This is a genomic window from Gordoniibacillus kamchatkensis (genome assembly GCF_000829455.1).
Lineage (GTDB): Bacteria > Bacillota > Bacilli > Paenibacillales > NBRC-103111 > Gordoniibacillus > Gordoniibacillus kamchatkensis.
In genome coordinates this window covers 1-15,016 of the sequence record NZ_JXAK01000098.1, presented here as the reverse complement: position 1 = coordinate 15,016, position 15,016 = coordinate 1, and the positions used below count along the sequence as shown (strand labels likewise).

Here is a 15,016-nt window from a genome sequence, read left to right as displayed (position 1 = left end):
GTAACTGCGTGAACTAAGGAACCGCCGTATACCGAACGGTACGTACGGTGGTGTGGGAGGTCGGCTACTCAACTAATGGGTAGCCTCCTACCCGATTAGCTGCAGCGGCCAAATATTTTGACAATACCTAAACATATATAAAAACCAACTTATCATGTTCTCGTACAAGTCATAAATAGATGAATAATACTCCTGAACAGAGTGAATGTACCGGCTCTCGCGGACTTTATATAATAATCACTGAAAACGGTTTCGATACTACAAGCTTTGATTAGGGGGATGCAAATGAGCAAGACAAAAACAGTTTCCACAATAGTTGCGGCAAGCATGCTGGTCGGCATGATCGCAGGTTGCGCCAAGCAATCCGCTCCCGCGCAGCAAACGGCCGATGGCAAGAGCGACAAGAAAGCGCCAGTGACGATAACGTTCTGGTTTCCGGGCGCGGATAAAGTCAACGACGAGTACTTTACCAACGTAGCGAAAGAATTCGAGACGCTGCATCCGAACATTAAAGTTGAGACGACGGTTCTGCCTGCAAATTCGGCGGATGTGGACACGAAACTCAATGCCGCCAAGCTGAGCGGTACTTTTCCGGATGTGCTCTCCGCTTATTTGATTTTTATGGGGACTCGGGGCACGAAGGGCGAATTCGCACCGCTAGACGATTACATCAAAAATTGGGACGAGAAGGACGATGTGTTTGAAAGCGCTTTGGCGATCGGCAAAGTGAAGGATAAAACCGTCGGTCTCGGCTTTTATCCCGCGCCGGAAATTTTGACATACCGCAAAGACTTCTTTAAAGAAGCGGGCTTGGACCCGGAGAAGCCGCCGGCCACTTGGGAGGAGCTTGCGCAGGATGCCGAAAAGCTGACCAAGCGGGATGCCAACGGGAATGTAACCCGCGCGGGCTTCGATATTCCGGGCACCAATGCAAGCGTGTTCTTTGAGCCCTTTATGCGGCAGAATGGGTCGAAGGTCATTGACGAGGAGAAAGAGGCACCCGCATTTAGTGATGCGAAGTCTGTGGAAGCGTTGAATTTTCTGGTCGACTTGGCGAACAAAAAGGTGAATATCCCGTTCGATTATCAGAAAAAAGATACGTTTCCTTTCATCAACGGGAAGTCGGCCATGTCCTTCCTGCAAACGACAATGATCACCAATCTGATCAAAAACAATCCTGATCTCAAAGACAATTTGGGCTTTGTTCCGGTACTGAAGCGCGACAATAAAGTGGCGTTTAACGGATATCGCCTGTTTACTATCGGCGCCAATAGTAAACATAAAGACGAGTCGTGGGACTTCATCAAATTTATGATGTCCAAGGATCAAATGTGGAAGCGCTACAAAGATTTGAAAATCCCTGTTGTCAGAAAATCGCTAGAAAAGCAGTTCATGGACGACGATCCGAAATTCAACGGCGTTCTGCTCGATTATGTCAAGAATGGCAAAGGGAAACCGATTATTCCGTGGACTTCACTCTACGACAAGTACATTCAATTGGCTTACGAGGAAGCGATAAGCGGCAAAAAGCCGGCGGCGCAAGCGCTGAAAGACGCTCAAGAGGGTTTGGAGAAAGAGATTAATACGTCAACGAAGTAAAGGTAAGGAGGTTCTGGCCCCATGACGGAATACCCTGCAGAGACAAAATTAATGAAGGGCCGGAGAAATAAGGCGGTCAGTCTGGCGGAGAACAAAATCGGCTACGTGCTGATCGCCCCCTTTTACATGTTTTTGCTCGTATTTGTTCTGATACCGATTGTTGTCAATCTATATTTAAGCTTTACGAATTACGATTTGAACAACGCCGATTGGGTCGGCTGGAAAAATTACCGCGTGCTGATTTCGGATGGTTTCTTTCACGCGGCGTTAAAGAACACGTTCGTTTACACCTTCTTTACTTTGCTCTTTACGATGGGACTTGGATTAATGCTCGCGCTCGTATTAAACCGGAAACTGATCGGCTTGCTGCTGCTGCGCATGAGCTTCTTTATGCCCCACATCACTTCCATGGTAGCGGTATCCATGATTTGGCTATGGATATACGAACCGTCCCACGGCTTGGCCAACTCGTTCCTGAATCTTTTCGGATTAAAAAACATTCAATGGCTTTTCGATAAATCGTGGGCGATGCCGTCTGTCATTTTCATGAGCGTGTGGAAATTCGTCGGTTACAACATGGTCATTTACTTGGCGGGGCTGCAAAGCATACCGAAAGATTTGTTCGAAGCAGCTTCCGTTGACGGAGCGGGGCCGGTTCGGCGGTTTTTCGGAATCACCTTGCCAATGCTGGCGCCGGTCACGTTCTTCCTCTTTATCACCGGGCTGATCAACAATTTTAACGTGTTTGAGCAAATTCAGATTTTGACCAACGGCGGACCGGTGAACTCGACAACGACCTTGGTGCATCAAATCTACAATCGGGCGTTCAACGATTTTCAAATGGGCTATGCGGCTTCGCTCTCCATGGTATTGCTGGCGATAATTACACTGATCACGATCGCCAATTTCAAATACGGCAACCAAAACCATGAATAGTACACACGAAGGATGGAAGGAACCATCATGGAAAAAACAAAATATCGCATACCCGTGTCGGCCGTGATGCTCGTTTTGTCGCTCGTCATGCTCATTCCGTTCGGCATGATGGTGCTTACCTCGTTAAAGACGATGGGCGAAATCCAGGCCCCGAAATTCGTTTTCATTCCGGAGCATTTATCTTTAAGCAACTATGTTCAAGCGATGCAGCGGGGACAATGGGGGCGTTATTTTTTTAATTCGTTCTATGTGACGGCTATTACGGTTATCGTCAGTTTGCTAATCAACTCGATTGCCGGCTACAGCTTCGCCAGGCTTCACTTTAAGGGAAGAGACCTGTTGTTTCTTATTTCGCTGATCGGCCTCATGATTCCGCCGCAGGTTACGATGATTCCCGTATTTCTCATTTTGAAGCACGTGCCGTTTGCCGGGGGCAACGACTGGATGGGGCAAGGAGGCCTCGGTTGGATCAATTCGTATATGGGGTTGATCGCTCCCTATGTGGCGGGATCTTTCGGCGTGTTCCTGTTCCGTCAATTTTATTTGAATTTTCCGAAGGATTTGGACGATGCGGCGAAGATGGACGGATTAACCGCGGTAAAGACATATTGGCACATTTATGTGCCGCTCAGCAAACCGATCTTCGCAACGCTCGTGGCATTGAAGGCGACCCAGTCTTGGAATGAATACACGTGGCCGCTCATTGTAACGAACAGCGACGCCATGAAGACGGTGCAATTGGCCTTGACGCTTTTCCGGGACGAAACCCAGGTGCAGTGGAACTTGCTTATGGCGGCGACAACGCTCATCGTTTTGCCGTTAATGATTGTGTTCCTTTTTGCCCAGAAACATTTTATCGAAGGCATCGTTACTTCGGGGATTAAAGGATAAAGCAGCTGAAGAGGTGTGATGAAGTATGAAGGCGATCGTCATTTTACTGGATTCGGTCAATAGGCACTTTCTCGGCTTGTATGGACAGGCGCTTGCTCATACCCCCAACATCGACAGGCTTGCCGGCAGATCGGTCGTGTTCGATAATCATTGGGCAGGATCGCTGCCTTGTATGCCTGCCCGCAGGGATTTGCTTACAGGGAGGCTGAACTTCCTCGAACGCAATTGGGGCCCGATCGAACCGTTCGATCATTCTTTGGGCGAAGTGCTTAGAGAAAATGGCGTTTACTCGCACATCGTTACCGATCATTACCATTATTTTCGAACCGGCGGAGAAAATTATGTGCAGCAATTCGATACTTATGCCTTCATAAGGGGACAGGAGACGGATCCGTGGGTTTCCAAAGTTAACCGGCCGGCGAGACCGGCCGCTTTCATCGGGAAATATCATCCGCAATACGCGTTGAACCGCACCGCTTTCGGCAAGGAAGACGATTTCCCTTCTCCGCGGACATTGAAGGAAGCGGCGGAATGGCTGGAAGCCAACAAAGACGAGGACCAGTTCCTGCTATGGGCCGAAGCGTTCGATCCTCATGAACCGTTCGATTTGCCGAAGGAGCGGTTGGATCCGATTTTGACATCGTACAGCGGACCCGAATATATGTGGCCGGAATACGGAGTTGTCGATGTGCCGGGCAGTGCGCTGGCCCATATACGCGACAGATATTCGCGTCTGTTGGAAATGGCGGATCACTGGGTAGGCAAGCTGCTGGACGTTCTGGACCGCCACAACCTCTGGAAGGATACGATGGTCATATTCACTTCGGATCACGGTTACCTGCTAGGGGAGCACAACTTCATGGCCAAAAACTATATGCCGGTTTATAACGAAATAGCCAGACTTCCGTTGATCGTGCATTTGCCGGGAGGGGAGCAAGCCGGAAAGCGAATTCAAGCGTTGACGCAATCGGTCGATCTTTACCCGACGCTGCTTGAATGTTTCGGCATCGATCCGCAGCTGTCGTGTAGAAACCGGTTGCATGGCCAATCGCTGCTGCCGCTGGCGGACGGGCGAACCGACAAGCTGCGAGACGAGCTGATCTTCGGCTATTTCGGCAAAAACGTGAATATCACCGACGGCGAATGGGTTTATTTCCGTTCCGCCGCCGAACCGGATAATGGGCCGCTGCACGTATATACGGCCATGCCGACTACGATCGGGCATGCCTACGGCCCCGCTTATATTGAAGACTTGACTTCGGTTGAAGCGGGAAGGTACTTGTCGTGGACGGAATATCCGGTGTACCGGATCCCGGGACATGTGATCAAGACGAAAGACCAGACGCAATCGTTCCGGCAAACCGGGGAACATATCAAGGAGCATCGGCTGTTTCATCTGCGCGAGGATCCGTGTCAGAAGCATCAAGTTCACGACCCGGCTGTGGAGAAAAGGATGATGGGTAAACTGACGGACTGTATGCGGCGGCATGATGCGCCTGCGGAGCAGTTTGTCCGCTTAGGGCTGAGGGCAGACGAGCAAGAAGGAGACTTCCAATGAATATCGTATATATGCACACTCATGATACGGGGCAGTATATTCAGCCATACGGCTTTCCCGTGCCTACTCCGAACCTTACGCGATTGGCCGAGGACGGGGTTTTGTTCAGACACGCATATTGTGCGGGTCCCACCTGCTCGCCGAGCAGGGCGGCGCTATTGACGGGAATGGCCGCTCATTCCGCGGGCATGTTCGGGCTTGCCCATTTGGGTGCGCAGTTAGATGATTATGACCGGCATTTGGTTCGATTTTTGAGCAGAAACGGATATGCTACGGCATTATGCGGCATCCAGCATGAGGCACCCGAAGCGGATATGATCGGATACGACCGAATACTCGGAAATCCCGTTTTCGATATGAGCGTCTTCGATTTTGATTCGGTCGGCTGGGATCTTTATAACGCGAGAGCCGCAGCGGCGTATATTCGGGAGGAGAAGAGCAAGCCTTTCTTTCTGTCCTTCGGCCTATTTAATACGCATTTGAATTTCCCGCAAGCCGATTCGGAAATAAATCCGGATTACTTGATGCCACCGTTTCCTTTCTACGATAACCGGGCAAACCGCGAGCAGTGGGCGGCGTATTTGACCTCGGCAAAAGCCGCCGACCGATGTGTCGGCATCGTTCTCGAAGCGTTGCGGGAGGCGAACCTTGAAGATGAGACGCTGGTCATATTTACGACCGATCACGGACTGCCTTTTCCAAGAATGAAATGCAGTTTGTTTGACACAGGCATCGGCGTCTCGCTGATTATCCGGACACCGCAAAAGCATCGGAAAGGGGAAGCAGTCGACGCGCTCGTCTCCCATATCGATTTGTTCCCGACCATATGCGAAATGACCGGATTGCCCGGACCCGACTGGCTGCAAGGCCATTCCTTGCTGCCGATTTTGGAGCGGAGAACCGATTGCGTACGTCAGGCGGTGTTTGCGGAAATCAATCATCACGTGGACTATGAACCAATGCGCTGCGTGAGAAGCGAAAGATATAAGTATATTCGCAATTACGGAGAGACTTCCTATTTGACGCCGAATGTAGACGCGAGCGAATATCGTTCTTTCCTGCTGAAGCATGGCTTCCTGCATGTCGAGAAGCCGCAAGAAATGCTGTTTGATTTATACTTGGACCCGGTAGAAAGGGTAAATTTGGCGGATGACGATAATTATCGCGATGTGAAAAAGCAAATGGAGTCGGAATTGGATCATTGGATGCAGGCGACGAACGATCCTTTGCTCAGCGGTCCGGTTCCGGTTCGAAGAGCATGGAGTTAAAACGAATTTCAAATGTCGCGAGAAAAGGCCAATCGGAAAAATTCCGGCTGGCCTTTTACTATTGTTGTTGAAATCATCCGCTGAACGAATTAGGGGGTGTACCGGGCAGCGTTGTTCAGTAAAGAATGTACCTTGTAAGCAGGAAGTTATTGGTTAAAAATTGAAATAATCGTATATAGCGCTTTTGAAAAGGAGTGAAACTGGTGAAAGTGCCTGTCGTGACAAAGGAGTTATCAGAACGTTTGGAGCAATCCGAAATCGATTATATGACTTCAAGAGTTCTTGCGATAAAAGAACGTGAAGGGAATCCAATGGGGGTTGAAGTTCGGAAATTTGGGAGGGCCACGGCATTTTACGTGAAAGAAATGCCATGGGGGACATTCAATACCGTGAAAGGAATCGCTTCAAACGATATCGACAACGTCGACGAAATTATCCAATTCTATCGCGAGAGGAACAGGTCGTTTCAATTTGAGATTATTCCTTCAAAAGCTAACGCTGATCTGCTCGGTTATTTGTCCGATAAGGGCTTTCGTCAAAATGGTTTCCACACCACTCTTTATGGCGTTCCAAACGGTAACTTGGCTCAATTTTCACACGGCGTGACTATCCGTGAACTGAAAGAAGATGAATTTGAGCTTTACGGAAAATTGCATTGTTTAGGGACAGGTTTAAACTTGAACGGAGCAAGCTATGTGGCTGATAACAATAGAGTACTGTATGACCGCCCAGGATGGCGATTTTTCATCGGATTCGTGGAGGAACACCCTGCCGGTGTTGCGGTAATGCACATCAGCAATGATGTCGCCTCTTTAACCTTTGCTGCCACCGTCCCGGAGTTTAGAAGACGCGGTTTACAAACAGCATTTTTGCAAAAGCGTATACATGAAGCTGAATTGGCGAATTGTGAGCTTGTTGTTGGCCAGGCCTCTTACGCTTCCACAAGCCAAAACAATATGGAAAGAGCGGGTCTAAGGATTGGTTACACAAGAGCTACCTGGGTAGAGGAAAAATAGTCGAGGAAAGGCCGTTCGATGATTCATGAGTCGAGCGAAACTTAGAGGTATTGGATGAAACGAGTCGAATAAATCATACAATACTTTTCATATCCATACTATCGGGGTGAGGAATGGATATCCAAAGTAAAATCAATGAATTAGAGGACAGAGTGAACCAGCTCCAACATGAAATTAGCGCTTTGAAGCGGCACGTAAACGACACGAGCGGCAGCGAAAACGTTAAGCCTATTCCGACCGCTGAACCTGTCGTGCCTCAGGCTGGACATTCAACCGTTAAAAAGGAGTTCGACTGGGAGCATCTTATCGCAAAGGTGTGGCTGCCGCGGATTTTTATCCTTGTTTTGCTCATAGGCGTGCTTTGGGGATTTGGCGCCGCGGTGTCCGCAGGCATTATAACGAAGCCTGTCAGATGCCTGTTGGGACATCTTGCTACAGCTGTGCTGTACTGGCAGGGTGAGAGGCAGATTCGGAAAGAACAGGCCGGCTTTGGGGCAGGGGTGTTCATCAGTGGGTACGGTACCTGGTACCAGCATTCAATTTCCATAATAAGGGAAAGCACAAAGGGATATTTTGGTGCAAAGGTATGTAGTTATTATAAAGAAAAATTTTATTGCGAAAGGAATATACGATGACAACTTGGTTCTTAGTGATAATTTATCTTGCATTTATAAGCCTGGGAATTCCGGATTCTCTACTTGGATCGGCCTGGCCCGTAATGTACCCCGACCTGGGTGCTTCATTTGGCTCCGCCGGGATTTTGTCCATGGTTGTGGCCGGAGGAACCATCGTATCAAGTCTGGCAAGCGGTAGTATGATTCAGCGACTGGGGATAGGCCTAGTTACCCTAATCAGTTGCTTTCTGACTGCAGGAGCGCTGCTCGGATTCTCTATGGCACCTTCGATGATTTGGCTTATTATTCTGGCTATTCCGCTTGGACTTGGCGGGGGAGCCATTGATGCGGCACTGAATCATTATGTTGCGGAAAATTATAAGGCGCACCATATGAACTGGTTACACTGTTTCTGGGGGGTAGGAGCAACTATGGGGCCGATTATTATGTCCTCCTATATTGCCTACCATAACTCCTGGAGAGGTGGTTATGCTGCAGTATCCACGATCCAATTCACGCTCGTCATTATTTTGTTTGTTACTCTCCCTCTATGGAGCGTATCGCTGCGAGTCGAGAGCTGGAGCAATCACAAAGCAAATCGCAACAAGAGCTGGCCGAATCCGTGCCGTTACAACCAGAGGAGAGTGCCAAAGCCAATGTGCTCCGCATGAAGGGCGTCAAACATTCACTTATCGCCTTTTTGTTTTATTGTGGGGTTGAAGCCACGGTAGGGCTATGGGGAGCCAGCTATCTGGTTGGTGCAAGAAGGATTGCAGCAGAAACGGCTGCCGGATGGATATCTTTATACTATGGCGGAATTACGATTGGAAGACTGATTACCGGCTTTATTACGCTGAAAGTCCATAACCGTGTGTTAATCCGGTTCGGTCAGCTCGTTGCCATTGCAGGTGGGGTAATGATTTTGCTTCCTCTGCCCATCCCGTTTTCCCTGATTGGACTAATTCTGATAGGACTTGGGCTTGCCCCGATCTATCCCGGGCTCCTTCATGAAACGCCAGCCCGGTTCGGAAAGGAAAATTCCGCAAAGCTTATGGGATATCAGATGGCTGCGGCATATACGGGAACCACATTTCTGCCCCCGCTTTTCGGAGTTATCGCCACACAGACGAGCATAGCCTTATTCCCGTTTATGGTGCTTGTTTTTCTTATTTTCATGATGATGAGTGCGGAGAAAGTAAACCGCATTTTGGTCAGACGTTTGAGTTTGACTGAAGAACTTAATCGATGAACTAAAGGAGAACGATAGCTCGGCGATGGAACCGATCCATCGCTGAGCATTTCAATCAACAATAAATAATTTAGCTCCTGTGATCGTCGATGATCGATGAGGCTCCGCACGGTCCGCAACATGATAGCTCGTTCCCGGTGTTAGCTTAAAAGTCCGCCCATCCGCCAATTCTGTCTCCAACTCCCCTTCCAGCACAAGCAGCACATGTCCCCGGTTGCACCAATGATCGGCCAAATAACCAGGTGTATACTCGACCATGCGTACGCGGATGTTGCCGATCTCTAACGTCCGCCAATACGCTTTTCCCGTTTCCCCCGGATGTTCGGTTGGCTCTACCGTGCTCCAATCCATGGTGCCGAATGGTACGCCGGTTATTATCATAGCTATTCCTCCTCATTAAAGTAGACTTCCTCGATTTCTGTCAGCGAACCTCAACCATCCAACCGAGAACGTCCTCCAACTCTCCCCTCTGAATCCCTGTCAATGTGCTGTACAGCTTTGCCGACAATTCACCGGCCGCTCCGCCTTGAATGAGAAGCCTTTCGCCGCGCCAATGAAGTTCCCCGATCGGCGAGATGACGGCGGCCGTCCCCGTACCGAACGCTTCTTCCAACGTGCCGTTGTGATAAGCCTCGTAGAGTTCGTCGATCGAAATCATCCGCTCCTCCACGGGAATATTCCACATTCGGAGCAATTGCAGGATGGAATCCCGGACGACGCCGTCCAAAATGGTTCCGTTCAAAGCCGGTGTCAGCACTTTTCCGGAAATTTTGAAAAACACGTTCATGCTGCCGACTTCTTCAATGAATTTGCGATGAACGCCATCCAGCCATAATACTTGCGAACATCCGAGCAGGGCCGCTTCGTCTTGCGCTTTTAGCCCCGCCGCATAATTTCCCGCCGTTTTCGCCATACCGATTCCGCCTTTGACGGCCCGAGCGTATTCGGATTCGACGTGAATTTTGACAGGTGCATGCCCTCAGCGTAATAAGCGCCGACCGGCGACATAATGATGACGAATTGGTACTGGGTGGAAGTGGAAGCTCCCAGAGATGGCTGCGTAGCGATGATAAAGGGGCGGATATAAAGGGAGGTATCTTTTTCGGCAGGGACCCAATCGCGATCGATCAGAAGCAGCTCTCTTAGCGCGTAAAGCGCGAATGCTTCGTCGATCGGCGGGATGCTTAGACGTTCGCTGGAACGGTTCAGCCGGCTGAAGTTTTTTTGCGGCCGAAACAAAGCGATTCCACCGTTCGTAAGACGGAATGCTTTCAGCCCTTCAAAAGCAGTTTGTCCGTAATGGAACACCTTGGCAGCAGGATCGAGCGAGATCGGTTGATACGGTATAATCCGCGGCCTATGCCAGCCCTGCTCCTCGTTGTAATCCATCATAAACATATGGTCCGTGTAGTACTTGCCGAATCCGAGCTGCTCGCCAGGCGGTTGTTGTTTTTTCGCGGAAGCATGCACGATCTCCACAGAGTAAGCCATGTTTACATTCGCTCCTTCCTTCGGTTCCCATCTGAGTTGAATTATAGCAAGGCATTGGGTATATTCAAAATATGTATTTTATCAAATTAACATACCTTTTAGGTATAGTTGAACGGAGACGAACACGATGGATCTGCGGCAGCTGCGATATTTTTTGACGGTGGCACAATTCGGGCAAATTACGCGTGCGGCCAAAGCGTTAAATATCGAGCAGCCGCCTTTAAGCCGACAGCTAAAGCTGATGGAACAGGAGCTGAACGTAACTTTGTTCGACCGCAGCGGCCATCGGCTGAAACTTACGCAAGCGGGCGAGCTGCTCAGGGATAAAGCGGAGGTGCTGCTAAGGCATTTCAACGAAACGGTGCAGGAAGTGAAAGAGGTCGACGAGGGAGTGCGGGGGATGCTGTCGATCGGTTCGGTCGTTTCCTGCATTTCTCTTCTACCTCCCCAAATCGAGATTTTCCGTGAGAAATATCCGCGGGTGACGTTCAAAATCAGCGAAGGCGATCATTTTCTGTTAGGAGAGCAGCTGGAAAACAGAAGCATCGAGCTTGTTGTGGCAAGGCTGCCTTTCGAGGCGGTTTCCGAGAACCGGCAGTATTCGGTTGTTCAGCTGCCGTCCGATCCGTTTGTTGCCGTTCTTCCGGAGGGATGGAACCTGGCATCATCCCGTGAGGCGATTCGTTTGAACGAACTTGCAGACGTTCCGCTCCTGACTTTAAAAACGGACGAAACGACCGGCATGCACAACAAGGTGGTCAGCGAGTGCAGGCGGCACGGCTTCGAACCGCAAATCATTTGCGAATGTTCCAGCGTGGCGATTATCATCGCTCTCGTGGCGGCGGGGATCGGAGCAACGATTTTCCCAAAATCCGTCATGGCTTCTTTTCCGCTATCTGTTGTTAAAATGATGCCAATCGCCGACGCCGATTTTCAATCCGAAGTAGGCATACTGTGGCTAAAAGACCGCTATCTCTCCAAAAGCGCGCGGCGGTTCATCGAACTTTTTTCGACATAATGTAGACAACGCAGCCTCATTCGGCTGCGTTTTTGCTTTATATGGTGGAGCTGAGCGAATTTCCGGTTAAAAAACGGATTGACTAACGCTGATATGCAAGATAAAATGAAGCAGTGATTTAGTAAATTAGTAATTTAGTAAAACGGAACAAAAGCTGGAGAGAGCCCCGGCATCGGTGACGGATGGGAGGAGAAACGGGTGACCGAATACGAACAATATTATTTGTCGCCGGCAAGACAACTGACGGATGCGGAACAAGAGCTCGTTTGGAAAAAGCCGTTATCTCATAAGGTCAGCGAAGAAGAACGGCGCATTTGTAAAGAAGTAAAGCGCAACTGGAATCGCGGGGAAATGAAAATCGCCAACATTTTGCTGGAAGGCGACGCCGGTTCCGGCAAAACACAACTGGCCAAAGCGTTATCGGCTAATTTCGGGCTGCCGTATACGAAAGTGACTTGTTTTGCCGATATGGATAAATCGGATATTATTGGCGCTATTTTGCCGGTCATTTCTTCCGAACGGTTGGAGAAATTGGAACCGGCGGAACGAACCGCTTTGAAAGCAATATACGATAGTGACGGTTTTCAAAGCATAACTGAATCTTGATGGACACTCTGGGGATTACACAGAAACAGGCCGCCGCAAAGATGAAGCAATTGCTGAGACGCGCTGCGGAATACACCGACGGTGAAACGGTGGAGTACCGCTTCTACCCTTCGGAGATCGTCAGAGCCTATCGAAATGGATATCTTCTGGAAATCCAAGAGCCTAACGTTATTCGGGACGCTGCGGTATTGATGGCGTTAAACTCGGCCTTGGAGCTGGATGGAAGCATCAACCTTCCCACCGAAATCATACGCAGACATCCGGACTTCATAGCGGTCATTACAACAAACCGCAGTTATGCAGGCTCCCGGCCGCTTAACGAAGCACTTCGAGACAGGGTACAGCACTCGGAAAAGATGGATCTGCCGACCAAAGAAATTATGATGGAACGCGCGATGGCCAAAATCGGTTATCAAAACGAGAAGGTATTAAGCGTTTTAGCGGATGTCATTATTGTTTTGGACAAAACAGCACGGGCTAATGCAATCAAAGGAGTAGCCGGAATGCGTTCATTTTTTTACTGGGCGGATGCGGTTGCCGGAGGAGCTTCCGCCAAAGAGTCCCTTTATTATAAGGTCATCTACAAGATAACAACCGATTCCGAGGAAATCAAAATTTTGGAGGAAGCCCTTGAAAAACATGGTTTGTTTGCAAGTTTGGAAGATGTCTCGAGTGAAGTAAAAAAAAAACAAAACCGTAACGATGCAATAGAAATCAAAACGTGGGGAGATATAGACGACACTGATTTTGACCATGACAGCAATGTTGAGGAAAAGGGGATCGTTGCACTAAAAAAATCTGCCGATAGTGAAGAAAGTTCTTCCCGCGTTTCCGATGATTTTACCGAGATGGAAAGTTCAGATGTCGGGGAGGACGGCTCTCCCCAGTATCATCAGGCAAATCCTGAGCCAATGCCGGAGGATGCGAAACAAAGAGAACGCGATTTCCGCAAAAAGCTGAATCAAGTCGCAAGGGACGTCGTGTCCGGCTCAATTCATAGCAGGGTAAAGCTCGTTGTTCATCGTCCAGAGTGCGATCAAGAAAATCAACAGGAATATGTCAGTCTAAGTAAAGGACTTATGCCTATCGTGAGGGAAATTGCCAGAAAAACGCTTCCGCTTTTGGAACATGAGGTGTCTTCCGAATTTGCGAGGAACCATTACTATGGCGGCAAATTTCAAGCGGATAGCGTTGCTTACAGGGATTATAGGTATTTTGCCAAGAAACGGCCTCCGGCTGAATCCCCTTCCCTTGCGGTCGGCCTGAGAGTTGACGAATCGGCATCTATGTCAGCTTTTGGAAGATTAGAAGCGGCCAAACGGGCAGTAATCGCGGTATACGAATTTTGTCAAATTTGTCATGTTCCCATATTGATCTATGGCGATACAGCGGATGTTACCAAGCTGGAACAAATGTCGATTTTTGCATATACCGACTTTGAAAGGTCGGACGCCAACGATCGATTCAGACTCATGAGGATTCGGGCCAGGAGCAATAATCGTGACGGAATGGCGCTTCGAATTATGGCGGAACGGTTAGCGGTTTCACCGCAACAGACCAAGCTGCTGATCAGCATAAGCGACGGACAACCAAAAGCAATGGACGACTATACCGGTAGTTACGCCGTTCAAGACATGCAACAAACCATTGAGGAATATGAACGGAAGGGAATTACGTTTCTTGCGGCCGCAATAGGTCAAGACAAGGATGTGATTAGTGACATTTATGGGAGTGAAAGATTTTTGGATATTACAAATCTTCATGAGTTCCCGGCTAGGCTGGTTCGGATTATCGCTCGGTACTTGTGATTTTCATGAATATGGATTAGCTTCGAGGAGGAGAGAAATGGTATGGAACAGATTAGGCGCAGGAAGCTTCTTGAGGAATTTAAGCAGGTGAAGACCTATATGGGTATCATCCAAATTACCAACAAGGCCAATGGGAAAATCTACGTAGCCGGCTTTCCCAATTTAAAAAACAAATGGTTCACCCTGCAGATGCAACTGGACATGGGGAGGTTCGCAAATGCCCAGTTGCAGAAGGATTGGAAGGAACTCGGGTCCGAAGCGTTCGCCTATGAGGTGCTGGAGCAGAAAAAAACTGACGATATGACCGACATCCGCTGGGAACTGAAGCAAATGGAAAAGTCGTGGCTGGAAAAATTGCAGCCCTACGGAGACAGAGGATATAATAAGCCGCCAAAGGATTAAACTCATATTCAGACAAAAAGGCAGCGGCAACCCGTCAATTGGTAAAATTGGCGGGTTGCCTGTTTGATCCGGCGATAGGAATTTTATCACTCTTTGCCAGTGTCCGCTTTAAATATCCGCTCGAATATAAGGCGAAGAAACGTTGTCCACTTTTCTTGAAATTCAGGCTCCGAAGGGGCATGCCCGGTAATTAAACGAGTCACATGCTCCATGATGAGAGGGTAGATGGTCAGGCTGGAAATCGCCAAAGTGATCAATTCCGGGTCCAGATCTTTAGGAACTAATCCCATGTCTTGTTTCGCTTTCATATCCTCGTTATAGGATTGCAGAATCTTCCTCCTATATTCCCCCACGCCCGAGTATTCGGGCTGCGCGTCGATAGCTTCCCAAACCGTAAACCTTAAGAAATCCATTAGATGCTCCTGATTGACTTTGAAGCGGTATTCCGGAATTAGCACCGGATTGACCGGCAATACGAATATTCCTTGCTGCTGCTGAGCCAGCCAGTCCTCCATAGTTGATCGAAAAAGATCATCTTTCCCTTTGTAGTAATGGTATAT

12 protein-coding genes and 3 pseudogenes are annotated in these 15,016 nt (G+C 48.9%); 12 read left to right on the top strand and 3 right to left on the bottom strand.

The window, feature by feature from the left end:
• Nucleotides 1-285: 285 nt before the first annotated feature.
• From SD70_RS30950 to SD70_RS30915, 8 genes and pseudogenes are all read left to right on the top strand, one after another.
• The gene (locus SD70_RS30950; RefSeq protein WP_041052415.1) at nucleotides 286-1,599 is read left to right on the top strand and encodes an ABC transporter substrate-binding protein; all 1,314 of its coding nucleotides are present in this window, start codon (nucleotides 286-288) and stop codon (nucleotides 1,597-1,599) included.
• 21 nt (nucleotides 1,600-1,620) lie between these two features.
• Nucleotides 1,621-2,535 (top strand): carbohydrate ABC transporter permease, encoded by a 915-nt coding sequence (locus SD70_RS30945; protein ID WP_197081237.1) that lies wholly within the window; start codon nucleotides 1,621-1,623, stop codon nucleotides 2,533-2,535.
• Between the two features lie 27 nt (nucleotides 2,536-2,562).
• The gene (locus SD70_RS30940) at nucleotides 2,563-3,426 is read left to right on the top strand and encodes a carbohydrate ABC transporter permease (protein ID WP_041052414.1); all 864 of its coding nucleotides are present in this window, start codon (nucleotides 2,563-2,565) and stop codon (nucleotides 3,424-3,426) included.
• Nucleotides 3,427-3,451: 25 nt separating this feature from the next.
• Nucleotides 3,452-4,984, top strand: coding sequence for a sulfatase (locus SD70_RS30935; protein WP_041052413.1), 1,533 nt, complete (start codon nucleotides 3,452-3,454; stop codon nucleotides 4,982-4,984).
• Nucleotides 4,981-6,252, top strand: a complete 1,272-nt coding sequence (locus tag SD70_RS30930) for a sulfatase family protein (protein WP_041052417.1) — start codon at nucleotides 4,981-4,983, stop codon at nucleotides 6,250-6,252. Before SD70_RS30935 ends, SD70_RS30930 begins: the two co-directional genes overlap by 4 nt.
• A gap of 203 nt (nucleotides 6,253-6,455) precedes the next feature.
• Complete coding sequence (locus tag SD70_RS30925) at nucleotides 6,456-7,268, top strand: GNAT family N-acetyltransferase (protein ID WP_231571705.1); 813 nt, start codon at nucleotides 6,456-6,458, stop codon at nucleotides 7,266-7,268.
• 113 nt (nucleotides 7,269-7,381) lie between these two features.
• The gene (locus tag SD70_RS30920) at nucleotides 7,382-7,903 is read left to right on the top strand and encodes a hypothetical protein (RefSeq protein WP_041052412.1); all 522 of its coding nucleotides are present in this window, start codon (nucleotides 7,382-7,384) and stop codon (nucleotides 7,901-7,903) included.
• A pseudogene (locus SD70_RS30915) lies at nucleotides 7,900-9,131 on the top strand (MFS transporter). The gene SD70_RS30920 and the pseudogene SD70_RS30915 overlap by 4 nt, the downstream one beginning before the upstream one ends.
• Before the next feature lie 51 nt (nucleotides 9,132-9,182).
• Here the strand turns inward: SD70_RS30915 and SD70_RS30910 are convergent.
• A complete protein-coding gene (locus SD70_RS30910; protein ID WP_041052411.1) occupies nucleotides 9,183-9,512 on the bottom strand; it encodes a DHCW motif cupin fold protein in 330 nt (109 codons plus the stop codon).
• Nucleotides 9,513-9,552: 40 nt separating this feature from the next.
• Nucleotides 9,553-10,622, bottom strand: a pseudogene (locus tag SD70_RS30905) (branched-chain amino acid aminotransferase).
• Between the two features lie 127 nt (nucleotides 10,623-10,749).
• Between SD70_RS30905 and SD70_RS30900 the strand changes: the two are divergent.
• From SD70_RS30900 to SD70_RS30890, 4 genes and pseudogenes are all read left to right on the top strand, one after another.
• A complete protein-coding gene (locus tag SD70_RS30900) occupies nucleotides 10,750-11,640 on the top strand; it encodes a LysR family transcriptional regulator (protein WP_041052410.1) in 891 nt (296 codons plus the stop codon).
• Nucleotides 11,641-11,838: 198 nt separating this feature from the next.
• Nucleotides 11,839-12,941, top strand: a pseudogene (locus tag SD70_RS40020) (AAA family ATPase); the annotation flags it as partial.
• Nucleotides 12,942-13,094: 153 nt separating this feature from the next.
• A complete protein-coding gene (locus SD70_RS40015) occupies nucleotides 13,095-14,054 on the top strand; it encodes a vWA domain-containing protein (RefSeq protein WP_197081238.1) in 960 nt (319 codons plus the stop codon).
• A 42-nt stretch (nucleotides 14,055-14,096) separates the two neighbouring features.
• The gene (locus SD70_RS30890) at nucleotides 14,097-14,456 is read left to right on the top strand and encodes a GIY-YIG nuclease family protein (protein WP_041052409.1); all 360 of its coding nucleotides are present in this window, start codon (nucleotides 14,097-14,099) and stop codon (nucleotides 14,454-14,456) included.
• An 86-nt stretch (nucleotides 14,457-14,542) separates the two neighbouring features.
• On the opposite strand, the gene SD70_RS37290 is transcribed toward SD70_RS30890, so the two are convergent.
• On the bottom strand, nucleotides 14,543-15,016 hold a 474-nt coding region (locus SD70_RS37290; RefSeq protein ID WP_041052408.1), incomplete at its 5' end, for a hypothetical protein.

Excerpts from the sequence above, each read along its gene's own strand:
- SD70_RS30950 (WP_041052415.1), top strand. The coding sequence starts at position 286 with ATGAGCAAGACAAAAACAGTTTCCACAATAGTTGCGGCAAGCATGCTG.
- SD70_RS30945 (WP_197081237.1), top strand. The coding sequence starts at position 1,621 with ATGACGGAATACCCTGCAGAGACAAAATTAATGAAGGGCCGGAGAAAT.
- SD70_RS30940 (WP_041052414.1), top strand. The coding sequence starts at position 2,563 with ATGGAAAAAACAAAATATCGCATACCCGTGTCGGCCGTGATGCTCGTT.
- SD70_RS30935 (WP_041052413.1), top strand. The coding sequence starts at position 3,452 with ATGAAGGCGATCGTCATTTTACTGGATTCGGTCAATAGGCACTTTCTC.
- SD70_RS30930 (WP_041052417.1), top strand. The coding sequence starts at position 4,981 with ATGAATATCGTATATATGCACACTCATGATACGGGGCAGTATATTCAG.
- SD70_RS30920 (WP_041052412.1), top strand. The coding sequence starts at position 7,382 with ATGGATATCCAAAGTAAAATCAATGAATTAGAGGACAGAGTGAACCAG.
- SD70_RS30910 (WP_041052411.1), bottom strand. The coding sequence starts at position 9,512 with ATGATAATAACCGGCGTACCATTCGGCACCATGGATTGGAGCACGGTA.
- SD70_RS30900 (WP_041052410.1), top strand. The coding sequence starts at position 10,750 with ATGGATCTGCGGCAGCTGCGATATTTTTTGACGGTGGCACAATTCGGG.
- SD70_RS40015 (WP_197081238.1), top strand. The coding sequence starts at position 13,095 with ATGGAAAGTTCAGATGTCGGGGAGGACGGCTCTCCCCAGTATCATCAG.
- SD70_RS30890 (WP_041052409.1), top strand. The coding sequence starts at position 14,097 with ATGGAACAGATTAGGCGCAGGAAGCTTCTTGAGGAATTTAAGCAGGTG.